This is a genomic window from Actinomyces bouchesdurhonensis, assembly GCF_963540955.1.
Classification (GTDB): Bacteria; Actinomycetota; Actinomycetes; order Actinomycetales; family Actinomycetaceae; genus Pauljensenia; species Pauljensenia bouchesdurhonensis.
Map to the genome: position 1 here is coordinate 1 of NZ_CAUTSL010000013.1, position 25226 is coordinate 25226.

Here is a 25226-nt window from a genome sequence, read left to right on the forward strand (position 1 = left end):
GAGTAGTAGGACTTGTAGACGTAGGGTTCGAAGGGGTTGGTCGTGAAGTAGTCGTCCGAGGAGCACACGTAGGTGTTGTCCAGGCGTTCTTTCACGCGCCACAGGGACCCGTTGTTGTTGCGTGTGGCGTACTCGCGGTTGACGACGATGTCGACGCCGTATTTGTCGGCCAGGTAGAAGTAGTATTCCTTCTTGTAGCCGACGACCAGCGCGATGTTTGTGATGCCGACCTCGTGGAGTTGGCGGATCTGGCGCTCGACCAGGATTTCGCCGCGTACTTTCAGTGTTCCCTTGGGGCGTTCGTAGCTGATGGGGGCGAATCGGGAGGACAGGCCGGCGGCCATGATGACGGCTCCCGTGACGCGGTAGGGTTCCAGAGCTGCCCGCCCTGCGTCGGTGAGGGCGCGGTCTTGGATGTAGCCGGATGCTTCGCATTCGCGGGTTGCGGTGTTGACGCGGCCTAGGCTCATGTTGGTGGCCACGGACAGTGCGCGTTGCGTCAGGGGGGTGCCTTCCCGCGCCAGGGCGGTCAGGATGTTGAATTGGGGTTCGCTGAGAGTGCCAACGTTCGTCGAGGGCATGCGATCACCTTTCGTTCACGAGGATCAGCTATCTGCTATGTGTTCGAGCGTAACACTCGTTCGCAGAAACATGAACATTTGGTGGTGGTTTCCACACAATCGATCGGCAGGTGTCCTCACTGAGCTTTTGACAGTTCGATGCTGGAGCTGGTAACAGTCCCACCATACTGCGCCTCCGCTCCACTAATACCCCTTGACAGAAGAAACCTTGCGCGCCAGACGCATCCAGCCCAAGCGCGTCGACTAACGCGCCACGGCCTCGTAAATAGCGCGCAGCTGATCCACCGACGCACGCAGAGAACGCTCACGGACGACCCACGCCCGACACGCCATCGCGCGATCCGCGCGCTCCTCATCCGACCACGCCACAGCCTCGTTAATGGAGCAGGCCAACGCACCCGGCGAACGCTCGCCCGTCAACGTACAGGCGCCCGAGGCCACCATTTCCGGCGTACCACCCGTACGGTAGGCAATCACAGGCACCCCGCACGCCTGCGCCTCGAGCAACACCAGACCGGCCGCCTCCTCGCGCCCCCGCGTCGGCTTCGTCGGCAAAACTAAGACGCGGGCGCAGCGCATCCACTCGCGCACACGCTCCCGACCCAGCCCCCCGGTCAACGTCACGTGCGCGGGAACCCTCCCATGCAGCACGGACGCCAGCGGCCCGTCACCCACGAGCACCAGACGATGCGGGCATCGACCAACCAGGGAAACGGATGCTGCGATCAGATCATCCACGCCCTTCAGACGACTGAGCGCGCCCACAAACAACACGACAGGAACATCGGGCGCATCACAGCCAAGACCCTGGAACAAACCCGACGCGGCGTTAGGGGAAGGCGTCCACCAGTCGGTATCCACCCCCTGGTAGTGAACCGCGAGGCGCCCCCAATCCGCCCCCGCACCCACGGCAACATCAGCCAGGTAACGCGACACAGCCAAGAGCTGCGTGGCGCCCCCGAAAGCCGCCCGGCGGTTGAGTGCGTTCCAGGCCGCACCCAGGCCCCCTCCGAGCCGCGGGTAGGCGTCCCCGCCGTGCAGCGTCACGACCAGCGGCGCGCCCGTCTTGCGCGCGGCCCCCACGGCAGGCAGCGACCAGGTGGCCTGATGCTGGTGGATAACGTCAGGCCCCCAAGACGTGATGGCGCGGCGCATCGCACCCAAACCTCGCGCCTGGGATACCAAACGCTGCGCAAGGAAGGGAGACAAAGCCCCCGGAGAAGCCACGGCTATGGGGAACGCGATCGTCGGATCGTCAACCCGCGCCGCCAAAGTGAATGCTCGCCAATCGCATTCCGGCATAGCGCGCGCGTGCGCGAGCGCGAAATACGTCGGGGGAACCAGCAGCGTTCCCTTCGTCAGAGCGACCTTCATGGAATCTGTCCGAGGATGCAGCGCTGGTCGCGCGGGGGAGGGCATGCCCCCATCCTACGGGCTAGGGTGGGCGACCTGGTGATTAAATGAACGCATGACGAACGCCCCCACCCCGCCCGCGCGCACGGGCGTGGCACGCCAAGTGCTGACGCTTGTCAGCGGCACCCTCCTCGCGCAGGCAATCGCGTTCGTCGCCCAAATCGGCGTCGCCCGCCTCTACACGGACGCTGACCTGGGATACCTGGGTCTTTTCACGTCCGCCGCGGCGCTCGGAGCGGCCGTCGCGGGGGTTCGCTTCGACCTCAGTATCGTCCTGCCCGCCCCAGGGGACGAGGCCTCGGCTCGCTCCCTGTTTCGCCTGTCCTCGCGCTGCGTGCTGGTAGCTTCCGCGCTGACCACCCTCGTGGCCGCGTGCGCCCGGCCATGGGTGTCGGTGCGCTATGGGGAGGCGCTTGCGGGGTGGATGCTCGCCGCCGGCGTCTCGATCCTGTTTCTCGCCCAGGGGCAGGTGTGCTCTTACTGGCTGACTCGGCACCGCCGTTTCCGCGTCCTCGCAAGTTCATCCGTTGTACGGTCCCTTGGCATTGCCGCGCTTCAACTGGTGTGTGGCGCTCTGACCTCCGGTGGGTTGGGTGCTGCCATCGGCGCGACTCTGGCCGGACAGGGAATCGCGGTGGCCTACCTGTCTTGGTGTGTCCGCGACGCCAGCGCGGCCGAGGCCTCGGATCCTTCCTTACGCGAAGTTGCCTCCCGCTATCGGAAGATGGCGCTCGTCGGCGTGCCAAACGTCGTCGTCGACGCGCTGCGCACGAGCGTGATCCCGATGTTGATTGCTTCGTATTCTGTGGCCTCTCTTGGGCAGTTCAACATGGCGTGGATGGTCTTGCAGGCTCCCGTTGCCCTCATCGCAGGGGCGCTGTCTCAGGTGTACCTGCCGCGTCTGTCTGACACCCCGGTCGGGGAGATGACCCGCGTCGTCTGTCGGGTGGGGGCGATGGCCCTGGGGGCGTCTATCCCGGTGTTCGCGTTAATCGCCGGTATCAGCCCCTGGCTCTTTCCCTTTGTGTTCGGGGGGCGATGGGGGGAGGCGGGGTACTTCGCGCGTTCCCTGGCGCCCTGGTTGGCGCTGACCGTTGCTACCTCCCCGCTCTCCAACGTTTTCGTGGCGACCTATCATCAGCGCCGTATGCTGGCCTTCGCGTGCGTCTACTGCGCTGCACCCCTGGCGTGGCTCGCAGTGAGCCCTTACGGGATTGAGACCACGATGAGCGTGCTGGGTGCGCTGATGGCGGTGCTCCTCACTGTCATGCTTGTCATGGCCGTCGTGACCGCGCGCTCCTATGACCGGGGGAGGCGCGCCTGACACCGTAACACGGCCTCGTGAAACGCTCGTGAAACGGGGGCGCGGCTTCGTGAAACGTTCGTGAAACGGGGGCGCGGCTTCGTGAAACGCTCGTGAAACGGGGGCGCGGCTTCGTGAAACGCTCGTGAAACGGGGGCGCGGCTTCGTGAAACGCTCGTGAAACGGGGTGTCCTAGCGGCGGGTTCGCGCCGCGAGGGCCTGCTCGTAGGCGCCGCGTAGGCGCGCGGCGCCCTCTTCCCACGCGGGGATCGCTGGGGGAACGAATGCGTCAATGTCGGCTCGGGTGATGGCCTCCAGTGCGGCGGCCAGTTGGCGTTGGGGGTCCGCCAACACCCACGTGTCGGCCTGGTCACCCAGGTAACGGCGCGCTTCGGGCAGGGGAGAACACAGTGCAGGGATGCCGGCCGCAAAGGCCTCCATCATCTTATTGGGCGTGGACATGCGGTGTGAGACGCACCCGGACTCAATGAGGCACAACGCCACGTCCGCGCCGCGCGTCATGGCCAGGACTTGGTCCGGTTCCACGGGTGGTAGGCGGTGAATGTTCGGATGCGCCGCTTGGGCACGCTCGACCTCGGGCAGCAGGGCGCCTGCGCCAACGAAGACGACGTGTGCGCCGCTCACCTGCGCGAACGCGCGCAGAATCAGCGCAATATTGCGCCCCGGTGCCAGGTAGCCCGCGTGTAGATATAGGAGCGCGTCGTGCGGGATACCCAGCCGCGCGCGCAGGTCGATCACCCCGCCCGTCCCCGTCGGCGCGTTCGTCACCACGATCGGATCCACACCCGGGTAGGCCTCGCGGTACCACTGTGCGATTGACTCGTTGACCACGGACACGACGTCCGCGCGGCGGATGTAACGGCGTTCGATGCGACGCTGCAGGCGCTGGCGCAGCCCCGCGGACCCCACCGTCTCCGTCTCCAGCTCGTGCGCGTTATACGCGAAGATCGCGCCTGTGCGTCGCGCCAACGCGTGCGCGAGCGGCAGGAGGAACAGGTTCTGCGCGGATACGGCTGCCACGCGGTGGCGTGTGTACCGCCGATACACCCGCGCGCCCCACGCGCAGACGACCCGCAGCCCGCCCAGGGGCGCGCCCAGCGAGGCACCCCGAATCCGCGTCAGGTGCACGGTGGGGGACAGGGCCTCGTCTGTGGGTAGGTTGCCCTGGTCGATGCCGACGATGTGCGTCTGCGAGAAAAGCGGGGATAGTGAGCGCGCGATTTTTACCAGGCGTCCCGGTGAGGCCAGGTTTGAGGGGTAGAGGAGGAGATTGAGCGCGCGATCCACGCCCCCATTGTAGGTGTGGAGGGGCATTACACTGGGGGTGTTTGACGAGGCCAGAGCCAGAAAAGGGGGGAGACGCATGCGGATCGCGGTCGTCGGGATGGGCAAGATTGGGTTGCCGCTGGCGGTGCACTATGCGCGCAGCGGTCACGGCGTTGTCGGCGTGGACGTGAATCCGCGGGTGGTCGACCTGGTCAACGGGGGTGCTGAGCCTTTTCCGGGCGAGGCGCACCTGGCCCAGTATCTGCCGCCGCTTGTCGCTTCGGGTGCCTTGCGCGCCACGACCGAGTACGGTGAGGCAATCCCGGGCGCCGACGCGGTCATCATGGTCGTTCCTCTGGTCGTTGATGATCGCAGTCGCCCCGATTTTTCGATCATGGACGCCGCGACGCGTTCCATGGCCGCTCACCTGAGTCCCGGCACGCTCGTCTCCTACGAGACGACTCTGCCGGTGGGTGCGACGCGTGGACGCTACAAGCCCCTCATCGAAGAGGTGTCCGGCCTGGTCGAGGGGCGCGATTTCGATGTGGTTTTCTCGCCTGAGCGCGTCCTGACAGGCCGCGTCTTCGCGGATCTGGCGCGCTATCCGAAGCTGGTTGGGGGGCTGAGCGAATCCGGCGAGGCTCGCGGCGTCTCCTTCTACGAGGCGGTCCTTTCTTTCGAGAAGCGTGACGATCTGCCGCGCCCCAACGGAGTGTGGCCCATGGGTGGGGCGGAGGCCGCGGAGATGGCCAAGCTCGCGGAAACCACCTACAGGGATGTCAATATTGGTTTGGCTAACCAGTTCGCACGCTACGCGGACACGATCGGCGTCGATGTTGCTCGCGTCATTGAGGCGTGCAACTCTCAGCCGTATTCTCACATTCACCGGCCCGGGATCGCGGTCGGTGGGCATTGCATTCCCGTTTATCCGCGCTTGTATGTGGCGGGGGATCCGGACGCGACCATCGTGGTTGCCGCGCGCGCCGCGAACGCTGAGATGCCCGCGTATGCGGTCTGGCGCGCCGCCGCGTTGCTGGGTTCCCTGGCGGGTCTGCGTGTCGCCGTGTTGGGCGCCGCCTACCGTGGCGGCGTCAAGGAAACTGCGTTCTCCGGCGTGTTTGGCGTCGTCGGCGCGCTACGCGAGGCCGGGGCGCAGGTGTGCGTTCATGATCCTTTGTACACGGACGAGGAGCTTGCGTCTTACGGTTGGCAGGCGTATCACCTTGGCGGCGCAGTGGACGTGGCCATTATTCAGGCTGACCACGCGTGCTACCGGGACTTGACTCCCGCGGATCTGCCTGGCGTGCGTCTCCTCGTCGACGGGCGCGCCGTTACGTCGGCCGAGGCCTGGGCTGGGACTCCGCGCATCACCATTGGTGGGGGAGAAGCTCCCGTATGCTAGTCACCCTGGCTACCCGCACGTTCACGCCTGAACCGACCGCGGCGGCGCTGCGCCTCGGGGCGCTCGCCCGTGCTCTGGCTGCTGGGGGTGAGCGCGTGCGTGTCCTGACCGCGCGCCTGGCTCCCAGCGTCGCGCGCGACGCTGGTGTTGATGTGCGCCGCGGGGCCTTCGCTTCACGGGGTGACTTCTCGGGGGGCCGGCGAGTTTGGGTGAAGTCGAGGGCGCGGGGGGAGGGGGGCGGCCATGGTTTCGTGACGATCAGGCGTGCTCCCGTGCTGCGTGACCGCACCGGAGCAGTGCGAGGCTATGCGTCTTATTTGTCGTTCGATGTTCCCCTGTGTGTGCGCCTGCTGACGGGGCCGCGCCCCGATGTGGTTGTCTGTGAACCTCCGCCTACGACGGGTGTCGCCGTACGCCTGGCGTGTGCGTTGCGTCATGTGCCCTACGTTTATTATTGTGCGGACATCGTTTCGGATGCTGCGGCCGTGGCGGGGGTGTGGCGCCCGGTTGTGCGCGCGGTTGCTGGCCTTGAATCTTTTGCGTTGCGTGGAGCGCGCCGCGTCATTGCTGTGTCTGACGGGGTTGCTCGCCGTGCGCGCGAGTTGGGTGCCGCTCGCGTTGCGGTCGTCCCCAACGGCGTGCGTGTTCCCGGGGTCGTGGCTGCAGGTTTTCCGGGTGGTTTCCCCAGCTGCTCCGGTCCCGTTTTTGTTTATGCGGGTACGGTTGCCCACTGGTTGGCCCCCGAGGTGTTCGTCGGTGCTTTCGAGCGTGCGCGATCGCGTTTGGGGGATGCTCGCCTCGTGTTCGTCGGGCAGGGCAGCGGCTGGGACGAATTGGCTGCGCGCGCTCGGGGGGTTGCGGGGGTCATCCTCGTGCCCGCGGTGAGCGCGTTGGAGGCGGATCGGTGGATGGCGCGTGCTACCGCCACGTTGGCGTCGCTGCGCCCGGGCGGCTACGACTATGCCTATCCGACGAAGATTCTTGCGTCGCTCGCGCAGGGGACTCCCGTCATCTACGCCGGACCCGGGCAGGCGGCTCGCGACGTGCGCGAGGGCGGGTTGGGTGTGGCGTGTGGCCTTGATGTTGGACAGGTTGCCGAGGCCATGGTTGCTGTCGCGTCCGGCTCTGTGAGGTGGGTGGGTCCTGAGGGGGCGCGCGCCTGGGTGCGTGCGCATCGTTGCGTCGATGTGTCGTCGCGTGCGGCGGCTGCTGTGGTGCGAGCGGTGGGCGCGGCGGTGCGAGGGGTGCCCTGAGGGGCGGTGCGAGGGGTGCCCTGAGGGGCGAACCAGCCGGGCGTGGGTGCGTGTGGCAGGCGTGGCTTCGTCGGAGGGCTGTGGTGGATGGCGAGTCTTAGCTCTCACCGAGTCTTACTGAGCAATCATTTGGTGTGCAGTTCGTGCCAGTCTGTACGTGTAACAATTTTCATGTTTACAGTTACAACATAAGTAACTAGAATCCCTGTTGTCACACTAGCAACTCGAAGGATGACTATGCGCACCCCGTGGAGAAAACTCGCAGCCGGGCTGGCCCTGGCACTGGGGGCCGCTGTCGCGGCTCTTGTGCCCCCCGCCCATGCGGCCAGCGGCATCATCATCGCCATCGACCCCGGGCACGGGGGGTCCGATCCTGGCGCGGTCGCCAATGGCCTACAAGAGAAGGACCTGACCCTTGCGGTCTCGCTGGCCTTGAAGCAGGAACTAGAAACGTATGATGGCGTCACTGTCGTGATGACGAGGACGACGGACACGAGGCCATCGGAGAATCTCGGCGTTGATCTGTCGAGCCGCGTCCAGGTGGCCGCAGCGGCGGACGCCGATGCCCTCGTGTCGATTCATTTCAACTCTGGCTCGCCGATCGCCCGCGGCGCTGAGGTTTGGTATGGGAACTCCTCGTCCTATAACTATTCGACTCATGCGCAGGGTCGGAAGCTCTCCAGCAATATCCTGGATCAGCTCACGGGTCTTGGCCTCGAGGAGCGCGGTATTAAGACCCGCGATAATCCTTACTATGACTATCCGGATGGTTCCACGGGCGACTACTATGCGATTATTCGCCAGGCGCGCGAGGAGAATATGACCGGCATCATCGTTGAGCACGCTTTCGTTACGTCCCCGTCGGATGCGCAGATGTTGCGTGATCCGGCTTTCGTGCGGTCCTTGGGTGTCGCTGACGCGACCGGTATTGCTCAGACTTATGGGCTTAGTAAAGGGACGTGGGAGAGGTCGGGGGATTCGTGGCGTTTTGTGCGCGACGGTGTCGCTAAGACCGGCTGGTTCACTGCGGGGGGTCGCTGGTATTGGGCGGCTTCGGATGGGCGCACGGTGCGTGGATGGTCCACGATTAATGGGCGCCGCTATTTCTTTGATGATTCCACTGCGATGGTGACGGGCTGGAAGAAGGATGGTGATTCGTGGCGTTATTTCCGTCCTGACGGTGACATGGCTACCGGGTGGGTGAAGGATGGCCGGACCTGGTATTACCTTGACAGTGAGGGCGTTATGGCTACCGGCTGGCTGCGTTACCGTGATAACTGGTATTGGCTGAGTGCGTCCGGCGCGATGGCTGTGGGTTGGACGAATGTTGGCTCCGACTGGTATCTCTTTGAGGATGATGGGCGTATGCTCACCGGCTGGCAGCGTACTGAGGATGACGGGCAGTGGTATTTCATGCTCCCGAGTGGTGTGATGGCTACTGGCTGGTTGTTGGATCGTGGCACCTGGTATTACTTGGATTCTGAGGGGACTATGCTCACGGGCTGGGTGAAGGTCGGTGGCGTCTGGTACCACTTGGGTGCGTCTGGTGCGATGAGTACCGGGTGGCTGCTTGATGGCGGTACGTGGTATTGGTTGGATTCGTCCTCTGGTGCGATGGCGACGGGTGTTGTGACTGTTGAGGGGAGGGCGTCTTCGTTTGCTTCGTCTGGCGCGTGGCTGGGTTATGTTGATGGCTCTGGCGCCCCTGCTTCGGACGCGGCGACTCGTTCTGGCGCGCGTGGTGATGCTGTGACGAATGCGGCGGGTCAGCGTCTCATCATGACTGCACCTATGGCTTCGCGTTCCGAGGTTATTGATGACATGGTTGATGCTTGGGATCGGGTGGGTTACTCGTATCCGTCGTCTCTTGCGTCTGGCGGCGCGGGTTCGATCCGTGACTTTGCGGGCATCATTTACGATGAGGCTGTGGCTGAAGGCGTGTCGCCTGAGTTGGTGTTTGTTCAGTCGATGAAGGAGACGGGTTGGTTGCAGTTTGGCGGCGACGTGAGTGTCGGCCAGTTTAATTTCTCTGGCATTGGCGCGGTTGGCGGTGGCGCGCGGGGTGCTTCTTTCTCGGATGTGCGTACTGGTATTCGTGCTCAGGTTCAGCATTTGCGCGCTTATGCGGATCCGTCGGTGTCTGTTGGGTCGTTGGCGTATCCGGTTGTGGATCCTCGCTTCACGTACGTGCGTAAGGGTGCGGCTCCTGTGGTTGAGTACTTGGGTATTCAAGAGAATCCGAATCATACGGGTTGGGCCGCTGCCCGCGGGTATGGGAATGATCTGGTAGCCATGTTGAACGCGTACTTCTAGGGGGTTTGTTTTCCGTCACGAGGCCGGGGTTCGTCGCGCTGTGAGGTGTGGTGGGTCCCGGCGTCTGTGTGTGGTGTTTCTGGTGGTTGTGGCGGGTGTGCGTTGGTTGCGGCGCGAAACGCCGACGTTGGTGTGAGTTTCCGGCGCGTTCGGCGCTGTTTTGGCTGTCCGTGGCGATGCGCTGTATTGCAACGAAAAGTCTGCTAATCTGGCGGCGTGCTTGTTGGTCGGAGGGGTGCTTTTTCGGCCAGAAAGCACCGAGCGCCATAAGGTGCATTAAGACTAGTTGAACCCAGCCCACCACATGATGACGCTGACGAGTCAGAAAGCACCGAGCGCCATAAGGTGCATTAAGACCCAGCGACTGGATCGCGCCAGACCTTGACGGCCGCGAGGTCAGAAAGCACCGAGCGCCATAAGGTGCATTAAGACCTGTCGGCGACCTGCTCGCTGACGGCGGCGTGCAAGTGGGTCAGAAAGCACCGAGCGCCATAAGGTGCATTAAGACTGGTCAGGAGTGACCATTCCCAGGCGGGGTCGATCTTGCGGTCAGAAAGCACCGAGCGCCATAAGGTGCATTAAGACCGACGCCTGCCCCGATTAAGACGACGCCAGTTCCTGTGCGTCAGAAAGCACCGAGCGCCATAAGGTGCATTAAGACGTAGTCCGCGCCGACGCCGATACGCGTCCATGTGCCGGGTCAGAAAGCACCGAGCGCCATAAGGTGCATTAAGACCTGTCCATCGGCTTCGTGGAATGGCTCATGGGCCTACCCGGTCAGAAAGCACCGAGCGCCATAAGGTGCATTAAGACACGATCTCTAGACGCTGATCCTTGTTACTCTTGTTGGAGTCAGATAGCACCGAGCGCCATAAGGTGCATTAAGACTCGTACACCATCTGCGCAAGCTGTTCGTCATCGTAGTTAGAAAGCACCGAGCGCCATAAGGTGCATTAAGACTCCTGCACATAGTGCTTGAGATCGATCATGAATAGCGCGTCAGAAAGCACCGAGCGCCATAAGGTGCATTAAGACACATCTAGAACATCCAGTTTATCTCTTAGGGCGAACCTAAGTCAGAAAGCACCGAGCGCCATAAGGTGCATTAAGACATAATGGTGTTGAGGGATGCATCCGCGCCCTTGTCAAGATAGTCAGAAAGCACCGAGCGCCATAAGGTGCATTAAGACTCCCCTGCCTGGCCGCCTGGTGCGGTCACGGTGATGTGGTGTCAGAAAGCACCGAGCGCCATAAGGTGCATTAAGACAATCCGGTAACTCCGAGGATGATTGCGTGATTGGCATGTCAGAAAGCACCGAGCGCCATAAGGTGCATTAAGACGCGGCAGGAGCAAGGCCGATAGCGACAAGCGGAAGCAGTCAGAAAGCACCGAGCGCCATAAGGTGCATTAAGACGACGCCAGTTTTCCAGGTGGAGTCCTGCCTGTTCTCGGGTCAGAAAGCACCGAGCGCCATAAGGTGCATTAAGACAATTCCGGCACCAAATACTATTCCTCATGGCAATTCGTCAGAAAGCACCGAGCGCCATAAGGTGCATTAAGACCCTCTCATCCCCACGTAGTGTGGCTAAGTGTTGTTCTTTGTCAGAAAGCACCGAGCGCCATAAGGTGCATTAAGACGAATGGTTCGCCCCGAGAACATGAACCGAGTCCTGAGCATCCGTCAGAAAGCACCGAGCGCCATAAGGTGCATTAAGACCGCGACGCAGATCCCACGACAGAATATGCCTGACCCACGTCAGAAAGCACCGAGCGCCATAAGGTGCATTAAGACGCGATCGGCACTTTGTTCTTTCGGTTGATCAAAATGACGTGTTAGAAAGCACCGAGCGCCATAAGGTGCATTAAGACGTGAGCTTCCAAAAGTCGGTCACCTCAACGACCTGGTGTCAGAAAGCAGCGAGCGCCATAAGGTGCATTAAGACCGGGAATCGAACCCGCAACCTTCAACTCTTTCATGCCGTGCCCGTTAGAAAGCACCGAGCGCCATAAGGTGCATTAAGACGCGTAGACATCTTATCTCTGAGGGCGAACCTAAGGGCGAGTCAGAAAGCACCGAGCGCCATAAGGTGCATTAAGACTTTGATACACCGCAGTCTCTGTTCTCTGCTGATCCTGCGTCAGAAAGCACCGAGCGCCATAAGGTGCATTAAGACCGACCATTGCCGGTGTAGGTGAGCGTCGGATAGGGGGACAGAAAGCACCGAGCATACAAAATTTCGCACGTAATTCCTGATCGGACCATAGCCGATAGACGTCAGATACCGCGGAATATCAACAACCAGCTTTCAAACATTGAAAGACCAGATCGCGAATTACGTGCAACATTTTTAAGCAACCATCCACACCCTCCACCAAAAGTTACACAAAGAGCCACGAACAGACTCAGTCACAGAACTTTAGGTGGCTCAGGATCATAACGCTCCGAGCATCATAAGGTGCATTAAGACCCCGCATTGGCTCAGGTACACACGCCGCCAAAATCGCTAGTCAGAAAGCACCGAGCATACAAAGTTTCGCACGTAATTCCCGATCGGACCATAGCCGATAGACGTCAGATACCGCGGAATATCAACAACCAGCTTTCAAACATTGAAAGACCAGATCGCGAATTACGTGCAACATTTTTAAGCAACCATCCACACCCTCCACCAAAAGTTACACAAAGAGCCACGAACAGACTCAGTCACAGAACTTTAGACGGCTCAGGATCACAACGCTCCGAGCGCCATAAGGCGTATTAAGACTCCTTCGGGAAACGCTGAATGACGTTCCACTCGTCGGTCAGAAAGCATGGAGCACCATAAGGTGAGTGGTGCCATGGCCGTGTGCGGAGCGCAGCATCGGCCGCGTGGAGTGCCGCTATCCCGTGCTTTCGTGGATAGGTTGTGCGCATCCGGATAGGTTATTCAGATGCGGATAGGTTATTAACCTATCCAGATGTTCGTTACCTATCCGGATGTTCGTAACCTATCCAGATACGCCGCTCCCATTCGCAACCGTCGCCTGAGGGCATGCGCGGGCAGTCCCCGTAGCCCTACGCGCACGCAGTGAACGCGGGCATAGCAACGGCCCCGAGCACCTGTCGGTGCCCGGGGCCGAGCCGCACGCGCAATCAGCCGCGCAGCGACGCCACGTAAGAATCAATACGCTGCGACGAATCCGCAGGCGTGAAACCAGTGGCCTCAATCTTCGACAGATCCAGCGTCGAAGACAGAGGACGAGGCGCAGCCTCACGGCCCGCGAAATACTCCTCCGTGCTCACCTCCGTGACATCCTCCGGGTCGCGACCACACAACTCAAAAACCCGCTTAGCGACCTGCGCCCAACTCATCACCGGACCCTCACCCGACAGGTTATAGATGCCGAAAGGCACCTCACTCGTCAACAGGTGAATAATGCCCTGCGCCAAGTCAGCAGTGAAAGTCAAACGACCCACCTGATCCGACACAACCGACGGGCAAACACCGCGATCAGCCAGCGACGCCATAGTCTTAATGAAATTCTTGCCATCACCCACGACCCAGGACGTACGCACAATGTAGTGCTTAGGAGTCGACGCCACCGCCGCGTCGCCGCCCGCCTTCGACTGCCCGTACGCGCTCAAAGGCGAAGGAGCCTCGTCCTCGACGTGCACCTCCTGCGTGCCATCAAACACGTACTCCGTCGAAATGTGCACGAGTGTCACCCCGTGAGCCGTCGCCTCACGCGCCAACACCGCCGGACCCGTCGCATTCGCCTGCCACGTCGCACGCCGCCCCTCCGGAGTCTGCGCGCCGTCCACGTTCGTCCACGCCGCCGCGTTGACCACAACGTCGATCTCATCCCACGGCAGGGCAGCGACCTGCTCGGCATCCGAAATGGACACCTCAGGCAAATCAACACCCATGACCGTGAAGCCCGCCTCAGGCAACGCACGCATCAGCTCACGACCCAGCTGACCATTCGCGCCCGTCACCAGCGCGCGGCGACCCGCAGGGCCAGGCGCCGGGAAAGGCGTCACGTCCGCCATGCGCGGATGCCCCTTATCCTTCTCCGACAAAATCGCCCGATCCAACGGAATCGGCCAATCCACGGCAGCCGTCTCATCAGCCAAGTTCAGGAACGTGTACTTCGCATCCGGCGACCAGTGATCGTTCACCAGATACGTGTACGCCGTGTTCGGCTCCAACGTCTGATACGAATTACCCACGCCCTTGGGCACAAACACCGCCACACCCGGATCAATGATCGTCGTGTACACCGTGCCAAACGACGGCCCCTCGCGCAGATCAACCCACGCGCCGAACACGCGGCCAGTCGCAACCGAAACGAACTTATCCCACGGCTCCGCGTGAATGCCCCGCGTCACCCCGACCTCGTCATTAAAAGAAATATTGTTCTGCACGGGTCCGAAATCCGGCAGGCCCAGCGAGACCATCTTCTCGCGCTGCCAATTCTCCTTAAACCAACCTCGGTTGTCGCCGTGAACGGTCAGATCGATGCGCAAAAAGCCGGGGATCGGCGTAGTCGTAATCCCCAGGGGCTTAGCAGTAGGCGCCATGATTCTTCCTCTGTGTGCGTGGGTGTCGTTGGGACGTAACTATCCTTACCAATACTATCCGATTCGCACCCCGACGGTGGGGGTACACCGTCCCAGCCTCGCCCACAGGACTAAAGTTGTGGAAAAGTGCGACTCGCAGGGATAATGAGCGTTGATGCGCGACCCACACGAGGACGCGCCGGGAAGCGGAGGCAACATGAAAGGCATCATCCTGGCAGGCGGGTCCGGCACCCGACTGAACCCGATCACGCTGGGGACATCGAAGCAGCTGGTCCCCGTCTACGACAAGCCGATGATCTACTACCCGCTGTCAACCCTCATGCTGGCCGGTATCTCCGACGTTCTGGTGATCACCACGCCCCACGACGCGCCGTCCTTCCACCGCCTGCTCGGTGACGGCAGCCAGCTCGGCGTGAGTATCTCCTACGCCGTCCAACACGAACCCAACGGCCTCGCACAGGCCTTCGTGCTCGGTGCCGACCACGTCGGCACCGACGCCGCGGCCCTGGTCTTGGGCGACAATATCTTCTACGGCCCCGGAATGGGCACACAGCTGCGACGCCACGTCGACCCCGACGGCGGTGCCGTATTCGCCTACCACGTCTCTAACCCGCACGCCTACGGCGTCGTCGAATTTGACGAGGAATTCAACGCGCTCTCAATCGAAGAGAAACCCGAGAAACCCAAGTCCAACTACGCCGTCCCCGGCCTGTACTTCTACGACAACGACGTGATCGACATCGCCCGCAACCTCAAGCCCAGCGCGCGCGGCGAATACGAAATCACCGACGTGAACCGCGCCTACCTCGAAGCCGGCAAACTCAAAGTCGAGGTCCTCCCGCGCGGCACCGCGTGGCTCGACACCGGCACATTCGACTCCCTCGCTGACGCCACGGCCTTCGTGCGCACAGTCGAAGCCCGTCAAGGCATGAAGATCGGCGCGCCCGAAGAAGTCGCGTGGCGCATGGGCTTCATCGACGACGACGGTCTGCGCCAGCGCGCTGAACCCCTGGTCAAGTCCGGGTACGGAGCCTACCTGCTCGATCTGCTCAACCGTGAGGACAACTGAGTGTCACGCCCCAGTGCTAACTCACGCCTCCTCATCGTCATCCCCGCGTGGAACGAAGAGGAGGTGCTCTCGGGCGTCCTCGAATCCGTGAAGGTTGAAAAACCGTCCTTCGCGGACATCCTGGTCGTATCCGACGGGTCCACGGACGCGACCGCTGACATTGCGCGCGCGTCCGGGGTGGCCGTGCTTGACCTGCCGCTCAACCTGGGGGTCGGCGGAGCCATGCGCGCCGGCTTCCAGTACGCCAAGCGCATGGGGTACGAGTACGCCTGCCAGCTCGACGCGGACGGACAGCACGACCCGACGGAGATCGAGACCCTCATTGAGACGGCCTCCCTCGAGGGCGCGGACGTGGTGATCGGCTCGCGCTTCGCCGGCAAAGGCGACTACCGGGCACGAGGCCCACGCAAATGGGCGATGAACCTGTTCTCGTTCATCCTCTCGCGCGTGTGCAAGACACGCCTGACCGACACAACCAGCGGCTTCAAACTCTACGGGCCACGCGCCCTGTCGCTGTTCGCACACAACTACCCGGCAGAGTACTTGGGCGACACAATCGGCGCGCTCGTCATCGCGGCCCGCTCCCATCTGGTGGTGCGTGAGGTCGGAGTGCAGATGCACCCGCGTGCCGGTGGCGAACCCTCACACAACCCGATTAAGTCGGCGCTCTTCCTGATGCGAGCGACCCTCGCCCTCGCGGTGTCCCTGTCGCGCCCCGGTGAAAAGACTGCCCCGAGGCAGGAGGCGAGCGCATGAGTCCCACGTACCTTCTCGGACTTGTCTTCGCGATCATCATTCTGGTGATGGTGTTCGTGAAGATGCGCAACTCGGGCCTGAAGGAACGCTACGGCCTGTGGTGGTACTGCATTGCATTCTTCACGGCGCTGCTGTCGCTCTTCCCCCCGATCCTGAAGTGGACCGCGTTCCAGCTGGGCGTCGTCGTCCCGCTGAACCTGGGTTTCTTCCTGGCGGGAGTAATGCTCTTGCTCCTATCCCTGCGTTTCTCAGTGGACTTGTCGCGCTCGGATGAGGACCGCCGTCGCCTCACCGAGGAGGCTGCGATCCTGCGCCTTCAAGTAGAACGCTTGGAACGCCGCGTCGAAATCCTCGAGGGGCGCACCTCCTCACAGGGTGAACCCGCCGCCTCCCAAGGGACGGCTTCCCCTCGCGGTAAGTCTGCCCATCAGGGGAAGAAGAACAAAAAGAAGCGCTGACCGGTGCGCCGCCGCTCAGCGCTCCATTGACGAGGCCGGGGTCCGTCAGGTGGATAAACCTGACGGACCCCGCTCTATGTCGGCGGGTTCGCGCTTGCCAAGTCCGGGGTTTTGTGGCGGGTCGTTGCGGCCGATTCCCGTCGTGTTGTTGTGTGTTGGTTTTCTGCTCGGTGTGGTGTGACGCGCACCGAGCGAGGCGGGGGCAGGGGTTGTGCCGGTGGGCCGGGGGCCGCAGTTGCTCATTCGACAACGCGACACGCACGCCGGGCGCACAACGCCATGTGTGTCGCGCCGGGCGCAGCGTGAGGACCGTTGACGAGTTACGAGATGAGGGTGCCGTCCGGGCCGAGCCGCAGGCGTTCGGTCGGGGCGGCGGGGTCGGCTTCCCCTTGGGTGAGCTTGCGGGCGAGTGCTGAGACGGGCTGGGTTGGTTCGCCGGTGTCCTCCTCTGGCTCCTCGCCGGTCGCGGCGGTCTTGCGGTCGTGCCATTTGATGGGGCGACTGTTGGGGGATGAATCATGGGTGGGCGCGCGAGAGGGACGTGAACCGCTTGCGGCGGGGGAGGCCTCGTCGATAGATGAAGAGCGTGACCCCATGGCGGCCGCGTGGGAGGGAAGCAGCGGCTCACCGTCAAGGTCGGCGGCCAGGTCGGCGAGCATCTCGCGGGCCTCGTTGACGACGGAGGTGTCCTCGGCGTGCAGGCCGTGGACGAGCCAGCGCACCAGCGCGATCTCGCTGAGGAGCTGAGCGCGCGTGAAGACATGCAGGTCGGTGGCGCGTCGCTCGTGACCGTAGGTTTCGCGGAAGCGTTCAAGGAATGAGTCGGATGCGCTGGCTTGAATCCATGCGATGTCGAGCGCCGGGTCGCCCACGTGCGCGCTGGTCCATCCGCCGATAGCGAGGACAGAGCCGCGTTGGACGGACAAACAGCGCTCCTGGACGTCCCCATGGACTGGTGCGGAGGGGAAGCGCCACAGGGAGACGTCTTCGAGGGCTGCTTCCCAGCGGTTCCACAGTGACGCGGGGATCGTGACCTGGCGGGCGGCCTCGTCGAGGAGAGCGAGATTGCGGTCGCGGCATTCCATCGCCGTATAGGAGGGGAGGCCGATCGCCGAAAAGACAGTGCCGGGCAGGTTGTGCAGGGCTGCGAGGGCGCGGCCAAGTGAGGCGGGCAGCAGCAGGTCCTTGTCGAGTTCGTCCTGGGTGGGAGTGTGCCCGCCCGGATCCCCGTGCACGTACACGACCCCGCCTCCGCGGATTGTGGCCTGGCCGGCGAGGCGTGGGACATCGAAGGGGATGTAGTCGTGCTCGTATGCCTTTCCGAGGCGGTCGAGGATGCCGGACGTGGCCTCGAGGGCTGGCCCGGAGACTTCCTCGTGGGGATATGTGACGATCCAGCGTTTGCCGGCGGTGTCCTCGATGCCGGTGACGGAGGCGAGTTCGTCACTGTAGGTCGGGGGGCGTAGCGCGCTCACGCGCATCCCGGGCACGGCGGTGGTGGCCAATGCGGCCAATTCGAGGGGACTCTTCGGGGTCGTCATTTCTTTAACGTATCGCGACGGGCGGTGCAGATGGGTGCCCCGCGCGGAACTTGCACTGATTGTGGGACAGGAGTTTGCTCCTTCCCGAACAACTCTGTTACTTTCGACACATTGGCTTTGTCTGTAGCGAGGAGGCTCAGGGATGGAAGCCGTGACGCGGACACTCGCCGCGCGGGTTCGAGAGAGACTGGCCGCGGGCGGCATCGATGCGGCGCGCGACCCCCGGGCCGTGCGCGACCTGATCGACCGCGTCATTGACGCTCATGCTCCCGACATGCTCCCCACACAACGCGAGCAGGTCGAATCGGACCTCATGGATGACATCTGTGGGCTGGGTCCCCTGCAAGCGCTCATGGATGACCCGGATGTTGAAGAAATCTGGATTAACTCGGCATCGCGCGTGTTCGTGGCGCGCTCCGGCGTCGCGGAACTGACCAGCCTCATCCTCACCGACGAGGACGTGCGCACCCTCGTGGAGCGGATGCTGCATCACTCGGGCAGGCGCCTGGACCTGTCAAGTCCTTTCGTGGATGCGATGCTGGCTGGGGGAGAGCGCTTGCACGTCGCGATCCCACCGGTGACCGGCCAGGCGTGGAGTGTCAACATTCGTAAGCACATCCAGCGCGCCCGCACCCTGGAGGACCTGGTGGCCGCCGACATGGTGCCCCCGCCGATGCGGGACTTCCTGTCCGCCGCCGTGGGCGTCGGCCTGTCAGTGCTGGTATCGGGCGGCACGCAGGCGGGCAAGACGACGCTCCTGCGGGCTCTCGCCGGTGAGTTACCGCGTTCGCGGCGCGTCATCTCCTGCGAGGAAGTTTTCGAGCTTGGGCTGGCGAACTGGGACCACGTCGCCATGCAGACTCGCCCCGCAGCAGCCGAGGGGACGGGAGAGATTACGCTGCGTGACCTCGTGCGCGAGTCCTTGCGCATGCGCCCCGAATGCCTGATCGTTGGTGAAGTTCGAGGCCCCGAGGCGCTCGATCTGCTCGTGGCCCTCAACGCGGGCGTGCCCGGCATGGCGACCGTGCACGCAAATTCGGCGCGCGAGGCCCTCGACAAGCTCTCGATCCTGCCGCTCCTGGCGGGGGAGAACGTGACGACGGGGTTCGTCACGCCCACGCTCGCTTCCTCGATTGACCTCGTGTGTCACGTGGAACGAGGCCGTGGCGGGAGGCGCTATCTCTCTGAGGTTCTCGCGGTGCCCGGGCGGGTCGAGGGCGACCGTATCGAGACGGCCACACTCTTTACGTTCGACGGGGAACGCTGTGAGCGAGGCTCAGGTGGACTCGACCTGCACGAGCGTTTCGCAGGTGCAGGCTTCGACCTGGGTTCTCTCCTGGAATGGGGGCCACGGTGATTGCTCTGTCGTGTGGACTCGTCTTCGGTATCGGCCTCGTCTTGGCTCTGTCCCCGCTGTTGTCGCCGCCACCGGAGCGCTCGGTGTGGGGGCCTTGGAAGCGGCTCAGTGAGGACGTGGAGCGCGCACGCGTGCCAGGGTTGAGTGCCGCTGGCCTGGTCCTCTTGAGCCTGGCCCTGTGCGCGGTGGTTGCAGCGGTGGTCTTCATCGTCACGGGGGCGTGGCCGGTCGCTGTCATCATGTCGGTCGGCGTGGCTTTCCTGCCGTACGCGTGGGTGGTCTCCCGCGTCGCAGGGCGCGCGAAAACAGTGAGAGCCGCCTGGCCTGAAGTCATCGATTCGATGGTCTCCGGCGTGCGAGCCGGAACATCCCTGCCTCAGGTCCTGTGCGACCTCGCAGACGAGGGTCCGGCACCCGTCCGTTTCGCTTTCGACGCTTTTTCCCGTGACTACGCTGCGCACGGGCGATTCGCCAGCGCCCTGGACCGCATGAAGGACGAGGTACGAGACCCGGTCGCGGACCGCATCGTCGAAGCGCTGCGCGTCGCCCGATCCGTGGGCGGTGCCGACCTGACGCGTCTCCTCCAAGACCTGGCGACCCTCCTACGCGAGGACGCGCGCGTGCGCGGGGAGCTTGAAGCCCGCCAGTCCTGGACGGTGGGCGCGGCCCGCCTGGGGGTGGCCGCCCCCTGGATCGTGCTTCTCCTCCTGTCTGGTGGGGGAGCGAGCGCCAACGTGTGGAACTCGCCCGGAGGCATCGCTGTCCTCTTCGGCGGCGCGGGGGTCTGCGTCATTGCGTACCTTGCCATGAAGGCTCTCGCTCGGCTGAGCGCGGATCCGCGACACCTAGGAGGACAACGATGACTCTGTGGGAGCTGCGCGCGCTCGACGTCCTCGCTGCGGTCCTCGCGGTCAGCGGTATGACTGTCATCATCCGGGCGCTCCTCGCGTGCCACGTGTCATTCGCGCAGCGCGTCGCTCAGGGACGAGTCCGTGAGGAAGTCCCGCGTGACGTCACCCGTTGGCTGCGTCGCGCGGGCGCTTCGGCCCTCGATTCCCTCGGCTCCACCTCGGAGTCGGTTGCACGCAGGCTCGACCTCGCCGGCATGAATCCCGACGTTTCTGTGTTCCGTCTTCGTCAAGCAACGGCGGGCATCTCCGGGCTCATCCTGACCTGTCTCGCCATGACAGTGCGACCGGCCTCGTCCCTGCGCGCCTCGATCATTCCCCTGTGCGCATGCGCCCTTGTCGGCACCTTGATTGGCGTGGCGGGAATGGACCGTGCCCTCACGGTTCGAGCGAATCGACGTCAGAGGCTCATCGACGCCGCCGTACCCGACTGCGCGGAGCTCCTCGCGCTCGCGGTCGCCGCCGGGGAGTCGATTCCCGCCGCCATCGAGCGCGTCGCCGGTTGCGCGGGTGGGCCCCTCGGGGCGGAGCTGGGGCTGACGGCGGGGCATATCCGCAACGGCATGCCCTCGGTGCGTGCCCTTGCCCAGCTTGATGAACGCACCGAATCCCCGGCGTTGACACGCCTGACTCGCACGCTGACGACGGCGATCGAACGCGGCTCGCCCCTGGCGTCGGTCCTGCACGACCAGGCGCGCGACCAGCGTGAGCGTTCCCTCGCTGCGCTCATGGAAGAAGGCGGGCGTAAAGAGATCGCGATGCTTGTGCCTGTTGTTTTCCTGATATTGCCTGTCACCGTCATTTTTGCGCTCTATCCGGGTCTGATTGCCCTGGATTTCACTCCCTGATTATTCGCGAGAGGAAAGGAACACACCATGAAGAAGTGGATCGTTAAGGCCCGGAGGTTGGGGGAAGGGGGCGACGTGCCCGGCTGGGTGCTCATCACGCTCATGACGGCTGCCCTTGTTGTGTTGATCTGGGGCGTCGCCTCGGAACGTCTGGTGGAGATTTTTAATCGTGCGATGGATTCCATTTCGGGCATTTGAGAGGGATGCCGAGCGCGGGTCGGAGGTCGTCTCCACGGTTCTCGTCCAGGGGCTGGTTGTCGTGCTCATCCTCCTGCTCGTGCAGGTGGCTTTCGCTTCGCATGTGCGAACAATGAGCGTGAGCGCCGCGTCCGAGGGGGCGCGACGGGGTGGTCTGCTGGGCGGGGACGAGGAGGAGGCGGTCGCGCGCACGAGTGAGCTGCTTGATTCGCTTGTTGGTGCTTCACGCGACCGCGAGATTGAGGTGGAGCGGGAGCCGGACGGCGACACGGATGTTCTTGTCGTCACCGTGCGCACGCGGTTGCCTCTCGTGGGTGGGCTTGGTCCGCGATGGTTGACTGTGCGCGGGCGCAGCCTCGTGGAGGGGCCGTGAGTGAGCGCGGGGATGCGAGCGTGGAGTTTGTGGGTGTTCTCGTCGCGGTCGTTATCCCGTTGCTGTATGTTGCTCTTGCGCTCGGGCAGGTGAGTGCTGGGGCGATGGCGGTGGATGCTGGCGCGCGCGAAGCTGCCCGCATCCTTGCTGAGGATGCTCAGCGTCAGGGGGATGCTGAGCGCGCGGTGTCTTTGATTGTCGAAGATTTCGGTGTGGATGCTACGCCGGTGGTTTCGTCTTCGTGCGTGGCTTGTGAGTCCGGCGAAGCGACTGTCGAGGCCCGTGTTTCGGTGCGTGTTCCTTTGCCGTTTATGCCTGCCTGGTTTGGTGCGGTGGGTGTTGAGGTGTTCTCGAGTGCGAGCGCGCCCGTGCGGGAGGTGGTTGCTCGTGAGTGAGGAGGGGCGCGTCGGGGTCTTAATGTGTGCGGGTTGTGCGTTCGTGTGTTTGCTCCTGTTTGTGACGGTGTCGCTGACTCAGGTTGCGATGCAGGATCGTCGTCTGGTGTCGTGTGCGGATGCGTTGGCTGGTGCTGGCGTGGGTGGTTCGTCTGCTTCGTCGGTTATCGCGCGCCAGGAATCGGGTATTGACGAGGCGGGGGCGCGTTCGCGGGTGGAGGTGGCGCTGGTGGAACTGGGGTCGTCCACGTGTCGCGTGGGGGAGGGGGTGGTCGTCACGGGAGTGTTCGTTTCGAGTGGGGAGGTGGAGGTGTCTGTGAGGGCTCGTCCGCGCGTTTGTGCGCTTCCTCCCGTTTTGGTTGGCGTGGTGGTTCCTGAGCTGGAGCGGACGTCGAGTGCGCGGGTGAGGCCGCTGTGAGCTGGGCATAAACGTGTCCTGTGCGACGGTCACATCGTGGGATGATCACGAGGGAGCGAGTAAACGAATCGTAAACTTTGAGCCATGAGCACCTTTGATACATCGCGTCTTAACCCTGCGTTGGCATCCGTCTTCGAATCGGTCCAACGCCGTGACCCCGCACAAGCCGAATTTCATCAGGCAGTCTACGAGGTTCTCCTGACGATCGCTCCCCTCGTCGAGCGTCATCCCGAGTACGCCGACCTGGCCGTCATCGATCGCATCGTTGAGCCTGAGCGCCAGATCCAGTTCCGCGTGCCGTGGGCTGACGACAAGGGTGGCCTGCATGTGAACCGCGGCTTCCGCGTTCAGTTCAATTCCGCGCTGGGTCCCTACAAGGGCGGCCTGCGTTTCCATCCTTCCGTGAACCTGTCCATTGTCAAGTTCCTGGGCTTTGAGCAGATTTTCAAGAACGCCCTGACCGGCCTGCCGATGGGTGGCGCTAAGGGTGGCGCAGACTTCGATCCTAAGGGCAAGTCCGACGCCGAAGTGATGCGTTTTTGCCAGTCCTTCATGACCGAGCTTTCGCGCCATATTGGTCCCGACACCGATGTGCCCGCCGGCGACATCGGCGTGGGCGGTCGCGAGATCGGTTTCCTGTTTGGCCAGTACAAGCGCCTGAAGAACCGCTTCGACGCGGGTGTCCTGACTGGCAAGGGCCTGACCTGGGGCGGATCCTTCGCGCGCACTGAGGCCACCGGCTACGGTCTCGTTTACTTCGCCGCTGAGATGCTGGCCGCGAAGGGCACCAGCTTCGACGGCAAGCGTGTCGTCGTCTCCGGCTCCGGCAACGTCGCGATCTACGCGACCGAGAAGGCCCAGCAGCTGGGTGCGACCGTCGTGGCCGTGTCTGACTCCTCCGGCTACGTCGTGGACGAGGCTGGCATTGATGTGGCCCTCCTCAAGGACGTTAAGGAGGTGCGTCGCGGGCGCGTCTCCGACTATGCGGCAGAGCGTCCCGGTGCCACCTTCGTGTCCGATGGCTCCATCTGGGATGTCCCCTGCGACGTCGCACTGCCGTGCGCGACCCAGAACGAGCTGCCCCTGTCCGGCGTGCAGTCCCTGATCAAGAACGGCGTCCAGCTGGTCGCCGAGGGCGCGAACATGCCCACCACCCCCGAAGCGATCGAGGCCCTGCAGGCCGCGGGCGTGGCCTACGCCCCCGGTAAGGCTTCCAACGCTGGTGGCGTAGCCACCTCCGGTCTCGAGATGCAGCAGAACTCCGGTCGTACCCAGTGGCCTTTCGAGCAGACCGACGCGAAGCTTCACCAGATCATGGTGGATATTCACGCGAACGCTGTGTCGACAGCCGACGAGTTCGGTGTACCCGGTGACTACGTGGCGGGCGCGAACCTGGCGGGCTTCCGTAAGGTGGCCGACGCGATGGTTGCGATGGGTCTCATCTGATCGACCACGCAGCTCGGTGCCCCGACGTCTTCGGCGTCGGGGCACCGGCGTCGATGGCGCGAATGTGCGCCTCGTCAGCGTAACGCCTGACACCGATGGGCTCCTCACGCCCCTGGTTGGGAGCGGAATCGGTTACTCTGGGTGTGTGGCCATTGAATTTTCTGAAGAGATCCCGTCCCTGCGAACCACGATGGAAAATATCCTCGCGGTCGTGCAGCCGGACAAGCTGCGCGAGCAGATCGCTGAGCTGAACGAGAAGGCGGCTGCTCCCGACCTGTGGGATGACCCCAGTGCCGCCCAGGCTGTCACGAGCGCGCTGAGCCACCGTCAGAGCGAGCTCGACCGCGTCATGCAGATGAGCGAACGCATCGACGACCTCGAGGCCATGGTGGAGATGGCCGCGGAAGACCCCGACGAGGGCGATGATATTCTCGCCGAGGCGGAAGCTGATCTGGAGAAGTTACACAAGGACCTGTCCGATCTGGAGATCCGTACGCTGCTGGACGGTGAGTACGACGAACGTAACGCCGTCATCACGATCCGAAGTGGCGCGGGCGGCGTGGATGCAGCCGACTTCGCCGAAATTTTGCTGCGCATGTATTTGCGTTGGGCGGAGCGTCATGGCTACCCCACCAAGGTGATGGACACTTCCTACGCGGAAGAGGCTGGCCTGAAGTCGGCGACCTTCGAGGTCCAGGCCCCCTACGCCTACGGCACGCTGAGTGTTGAGGCGGGTACCCACCGCCTCGTGCGCATCAGTCCCTTCGATAATCAAGGCCGCCGTCAGACATCCTTCGCTGCGGTCGAGGTTATTCCCCTCATCGAGACAACCGACCATATTGAGATTCCCGAGTCGGAACTCAAAGTTGACGTCTTCCGCTCCTCGGGTCCTGGCGGCCAGTCCGTGAATACGACCGACTCGGCCGTGCGCATGACCCACATCCCTACGGGCATCGTCGTGTCCATGCAAGATGAGAAGTCCCAAATTCAGAACCGCGCGGCGGCGCTGCGAGTCCTGCAGTCTCGTCTCCTCGTGTTGCGTCACGAGGAGGAGCAGGCCAAGAAGAAGGAACTCGCCGGCGACGTGAAGGCGTCGTGGGGCGACCAGATGCGCTCCTACGTGCTCCAGCCGTATCAGATGGTCAAGGACCTGCGGACCGAGTACGAGTCCGGTAACCCCCAGTCTGTGTTTGACGGCGACATTGACGGCTTCATCAATGCCGGCATCCGCTGGCGTAAGAACGAACAGAACGCGGCCAGGGACTAAGGCAGCGAACAAGCGCATCCGGCCCGGGCCTCGTCGATTCGTTGCCGAGGCCCGGGCCGCTCGTGTGAGCACGCGGAC

The 25226-nt window shown here is 63.3% G+C and carries 20 protein-coding genes and 1 CRISPR repeat array; of the genes, 15 read left to right on the plus strand and 5 right to left on the minus strand.

All coding sequences use genetic code 11. The features are described 5' to 3' along the window. Positions 1-581: NTP transferase domain-containing protein (locus RYL44_RS03555; RefSeq protein WP_314975113.1), on the minus strand; the 581-nt coding region annotated here is incomplete at its 3' end. 243 nt (positions 582-824) lie between these two features. After that, positions 825-1955, minus strand: a complete 1131-nt coding sequence (locus tag RYL44_RS03560; protein WP_314975131.1) for a glycosyltransferase family 4 protein — start codon at positions 1953-1955, stop codon at positions 825-827. 94 nt (positions 1956-2049) lie between these two features. Here RYL44_RS03560 and RYL44_RS03565 point away from each other — a divergent pair, with 94 nt between their 5' ends. Beyond that, positions 2050-3318 (plus strand): lipopolysaccharide biosynthesis protein, encoded by a 1269-nt coding sequence (locus RYL44_RS03565; protein WP_314975114.1) that lies wholly within the window; start codon positions 2050-2052, stop codon positions 3316-3318. Positions 3319-3489: 171 nt separating this feature from the next. Here RYL44_RS03565 and RYL44_RS03570 read toward each other — a convergent pair whose 3' ends face one another. Next, entirely contained in the window at positions 3490-4632 is a 1143-nt protein-coding gene (locus tag RYL44_RS03570; protein WP_314975115.1) for a glycosyltransferase family 4 protein, read from the minus strand. Positions 4633-4681: 49 nt separating this feature from the next. Here RYL44_RS03570 and RYL44_RS03575 point away from each other — a divergent pair, with 49 nt between their 5' ends. The 3 genes from RYL44_RS03575 to RYL44_RS03585 all read left to right on the plus strand — a co-directional run bounded on the left by RYL44_RS03575 (position 4682) and on the right by RYL44_RS03585 (position 9552). Beyond that, positions 4682-5986: a nucleotide sugar dehydrogenase gene (locus RYL44_RS03575; protein ID WP_314975116.1), complete on the plus strand. Its 1305-nt coding sequence runs from the start codon at positions 4682-4684 to the stop codon at positions 5984-5986. Next, positions 5980-7239, plus strand: a complete 1260-nt coding sequence (locus RYL44_RS03580; protein ID WP_314975117.1) for a glycosyltransferase — start codon at positions 5980-5982, stop codon at positions 7237-7239. The genes RYL44_RS03575 and RYL44_RS03580 overlap by 7 nt, the downstream gene beginning before the upstream one ends. A gap of 237 nt (positions 7240-7476) precedes the next feature. Beyond that, on the plus strand, positions 7477-9552 hold the full coding sequence (locus RYL44_RS03585) for an N-acetylmuramoyl-L-alanine amidase (protein WP_314975118.1): 2076 nt from the start codon (positions 7477-7479) through the stop codon (positions 9550-9552). A 246-nt stretch (positions 9553-9798) separates the two neighbouring features. Then, a CRISPR array of direct repeats spans positions 9799-11727; the repeat unit is 37 nt; unit sequence GTCAGAAAGCACCGAGCGCCATAAGGTGCATTAAGAC. A 959-nt stretch (positions 11728-12686) separates the two neighbouring features. Here the strand turns inward: RYL44_RS03585 and RYL44_RS03590 are convergent. Beyond that, a complete protein-coding gene (locus RYL44_RS03590; protein ID WP_314975119.1) occupies positions 12687-14114 on the minus strand; it encodes a bifunctional dTDP-4-dehydrorhamnose 3,5-epimerase family protein/NAD(P)-dependent oxidoreductase in 1428 nt (475 codons plus the stop codon). Positions 14115-14310: 196 nt separating this feature from the next. On the opposite strand from RYL44_RS03590, the gene rfbA reads away from it, so the two are divergent. Genes rfbA through RYL44_RS03605 form a run of 3 tightly spaced genes read left to right on the plus strand, consistent with a single transcriptional unit; the run spans position 14311 to position 16397 of the window. After that, positions 14311-15183 carry a glucose-1-phosphate thymidylyltransferase RfbA gene (rfbA, locus tag RYL44_RS03595; protein ID WP_073982992.1) on the plus strand — a complete coding sequence of 291 codons (873 nt, stop codon included), beginning with the start codon at positions 14311-14313 and terminating at the stop codon, positions 15181-15183. Next, positions 15184-15939 carry a glycosyltransferase family 2 protein gene (locus tag RYL44_RS03600; protein WP_276739406.1) on the plus strand — a complete coding sequence of 252 codons (756 nt, stop codon included), beginning with the start codon at positions 15184-15186 and terminating at the stop codon, positions 15937-15939. Further along, positions 15936-16397, plus strand: coding sequence for a DUF2304 domain-containing protein (locus RYL44_RS03605; protein WP_073982763.1), 462 nt, complete (start codon positions 15936-15938; stop codon positions 16395-16397). The genes RYL44_RS03600 and RYL44_RS03605 overlap by 4 nt, the downstream gene beginning before the upstream one ends. 320 nt (positions 16398-16717) lie before the next feature. On the opposite strand, the gene RYL44_RS03610 is transcribed toward RYL44_RS03605, so the two are convergent. Continuing rightward, positions 16718-17938: a phosphotransferase gene (locus tag RYL44_RS03610; protein ID WP_314975120.1), complete on the minus strand. Its 1221-nt coding sequence runs from the start codon at positions 17936-17938 to the stop codon at positions 16718-16720. Between the two features lie 142 nt (positions 17939-18080). On the opposite strand from RYL44_RS03610, the gene RYL44_RS03615 reads away from it, so the two are divergent. From RYL44_RS03615 to prfB, 8 genes are all read left to right on the plus strand, one after another. Continuing rightward, complete coding sequence (locus tag RYL44_RS03615) at positions 18081-19295, plus strand: CpaF family protein (protein ID WP_276739411.1); 1215 nt, start codon at positions 18081-18083, stop codon at positions 19293-19295. Then, a complete protein-coding gene (locus RYL44_RS03620; protein ID WP_314804992.1) occupies positions 19280-20158 on the plus strand; it encodes a type II secretion system F family protein in 879 nt (292 codons plus the stop codon). Before RYL44_RS03615 ends, RYL44_RS03620 begins: the two co-directional genes overlap by 16 nt. Next, the gene (locus RYL44_RS03625) at positions 20155-21051 is read left to right on the plus strand and encodes a type II secretion system F family protein (protein WP_314975121.1); all 897 of its coding nucleotides are present in this window, start codon (positions 20155-20157) and stop codon (positions 21049-21051) included. Before RYL44_RS03620 ends, RYL44_RS03625 begins: the two co-directional genes overlap by 4 nt. Positions 21052-21078: 27 nt before the next feature. Further along, entirely contained in the window at positions 21079-21249 is a 171-nt protein-coding gene (locus tag RYL44_RS03630) for a hypothetical protein (protein WP_200783457.1), read from the plus strand. Continuing rightward, on the plus strand, positions 21221-21622 hold the full coding sequence (locus RYL44_RS03635; protein ID WP_276739418.1) for an ABC transporter: 402 nt from the start codon (positions 21221-21223) through the stop codon (positions 21620-21622). The genes RYL44_RS03630 and RYL44_RS03635 overlap by 29 nt, the downstream gene beginning before the upstream one ends. Next, the gene (locus RYL44_RS03640; RefSeq protein ID WP_276739421.1) at positions 21619-22017 is read left to right on the plus strand and encodes a 1-hydroxy-2-methyl-2-(E)-butenyl 4-diphosphate synthase; all 399 of its coding nucleotides are present in this window, start codon (positions 21619-21621) and stop codon (positions 22015-22017) included. The genes RYL44_RS03635 and RYL44_RS03640 overlap by 4 nt, the downstream gene beginning before the upstream one ends. Positions 22018-22519: 502 nt before the next feature. Beyond that, entirely contained in the window at positions 22520-23881 is a 1362-nt protein-coding gene (gdhA, locus tag RYL44_RS03645) for an NADP-specific glutamate dehydrogenase (RefSeq protein ID WP_073982755.1), read from the plus strand. Positions 23882-24026: 145 nt separating this feature from the next. Continuing rightward, positions 24027-25148, plus strand: coding sequence for a peptide chain release factor 2 (gene prfB / locus RYL44_RS03650; RefSeq protein WP_276739426.1), 1122 nt, complete (start codon positions 24027-24029; stop codon positions 25146-25148). Positions 25149-25226: the final 78 nt, after the last annotated feature.

Coding starts and splice junctions, on each gene's coding strand:
- RYL44_RS03620 (WP_314804992.1), top strand. CDS start 19,280: ATGGGGGCCACGGTGATTGCTCTGTCGTGTGGACTCGTCTTCGGTATC.
- RYL44_RS03630 (WP_200783457.1), top strand. CDS start 21,079: ATGAAGAAGTGGATCGTTAAGGCCCGGAGGTTGGGGGAAGGGGGCGAC.
- RYL44_RS03615 (WP_276739411.1), top strand. CDS start 18,081: ATGGAAGCCGTGACGCGGACACTCGCCGCGCGGGTTCGAGAGAGACTG.
- RYL44_RS03565 (WP_314975114.1), top strand. CDS start 2,050: ATGACGAACGCCCCCACCCCGCCCGCGCGCACGGGCGTGGCACGCCAA.
- RYL44_RS03580 (WP_314975117.1), top strand. CDS start 5,980: ATGCTAGTCACCCTGGCTACCCGCACGTTCACGCCTGAACCGACCGCG.
- RYL44_RS03560 (WP_314975131.1), bottom strand. CDS start 1,955: ATGAAGGTCGCTCTGACGAAGGGAACGCTGCTGGTTCCCCCGACGTAT.
- RYL44_RS03590 (WP_314975119.1), bottom strand. CDS start 14,114: ATGGCGCCTACTGCTAAGCCCCTGGGGATTACGACTACGCCGATCCCC.
- RYL44_RS03610 (WP_314975120.1), bottom strand. CDS start 17,938: ATGACGACCCCGAAGAGTCCCCTCGAATTGGCCGCATTGGCCACCACC.
- RYL44_RS03575 (WP_314975116.1), top strand. CDS start 4,682: ATGCGGATCGCGGTCGTCGGGATGGGCAAGATTGGGTTGCCGCTGGCG.
- gdhA (WP_073982755.1), top strand. CDS start 22,520: ATGAGCACCTTTGATACATCGCGTCTTAACCCTGCGTTGGCATCCGTC.
- RYL44_RS03585 (WP_314975118.1), top strand. CDS start 7,477: ATGCGCACCCCGTGGAGAAAACTCGCAGCCGGGCTGGCCCTGGCACTG.
- rfbA (WP_073982992.1), top strand. CDS start 14,311: ATGAAAGGCATCATCCTGGCAGGCGGGTCCGGCACCCGACTGAACCCG.
- RYL44_RS03605 (WP_073982763.1), top strand. CDS start 15,936: ATGAGTCCCACGTACCTTCTCGGACTTGTCTTCGCGATCATCATTCTG.
- RYL44_RS03570 (WP_314975115.1), bottom strand. CDS start 4,632: ATGCCCCTCCACACCTACAATGGGGGCGTGGATCGCGCGCTCAATCTC.
- RYL44_RS03625 (WP_314975121.1), top strand. CDS start 20,155: ATGACTCTGTGGGAGCTGCGCGCGCTCGACGTCCTCGCTGCGGTCCTC.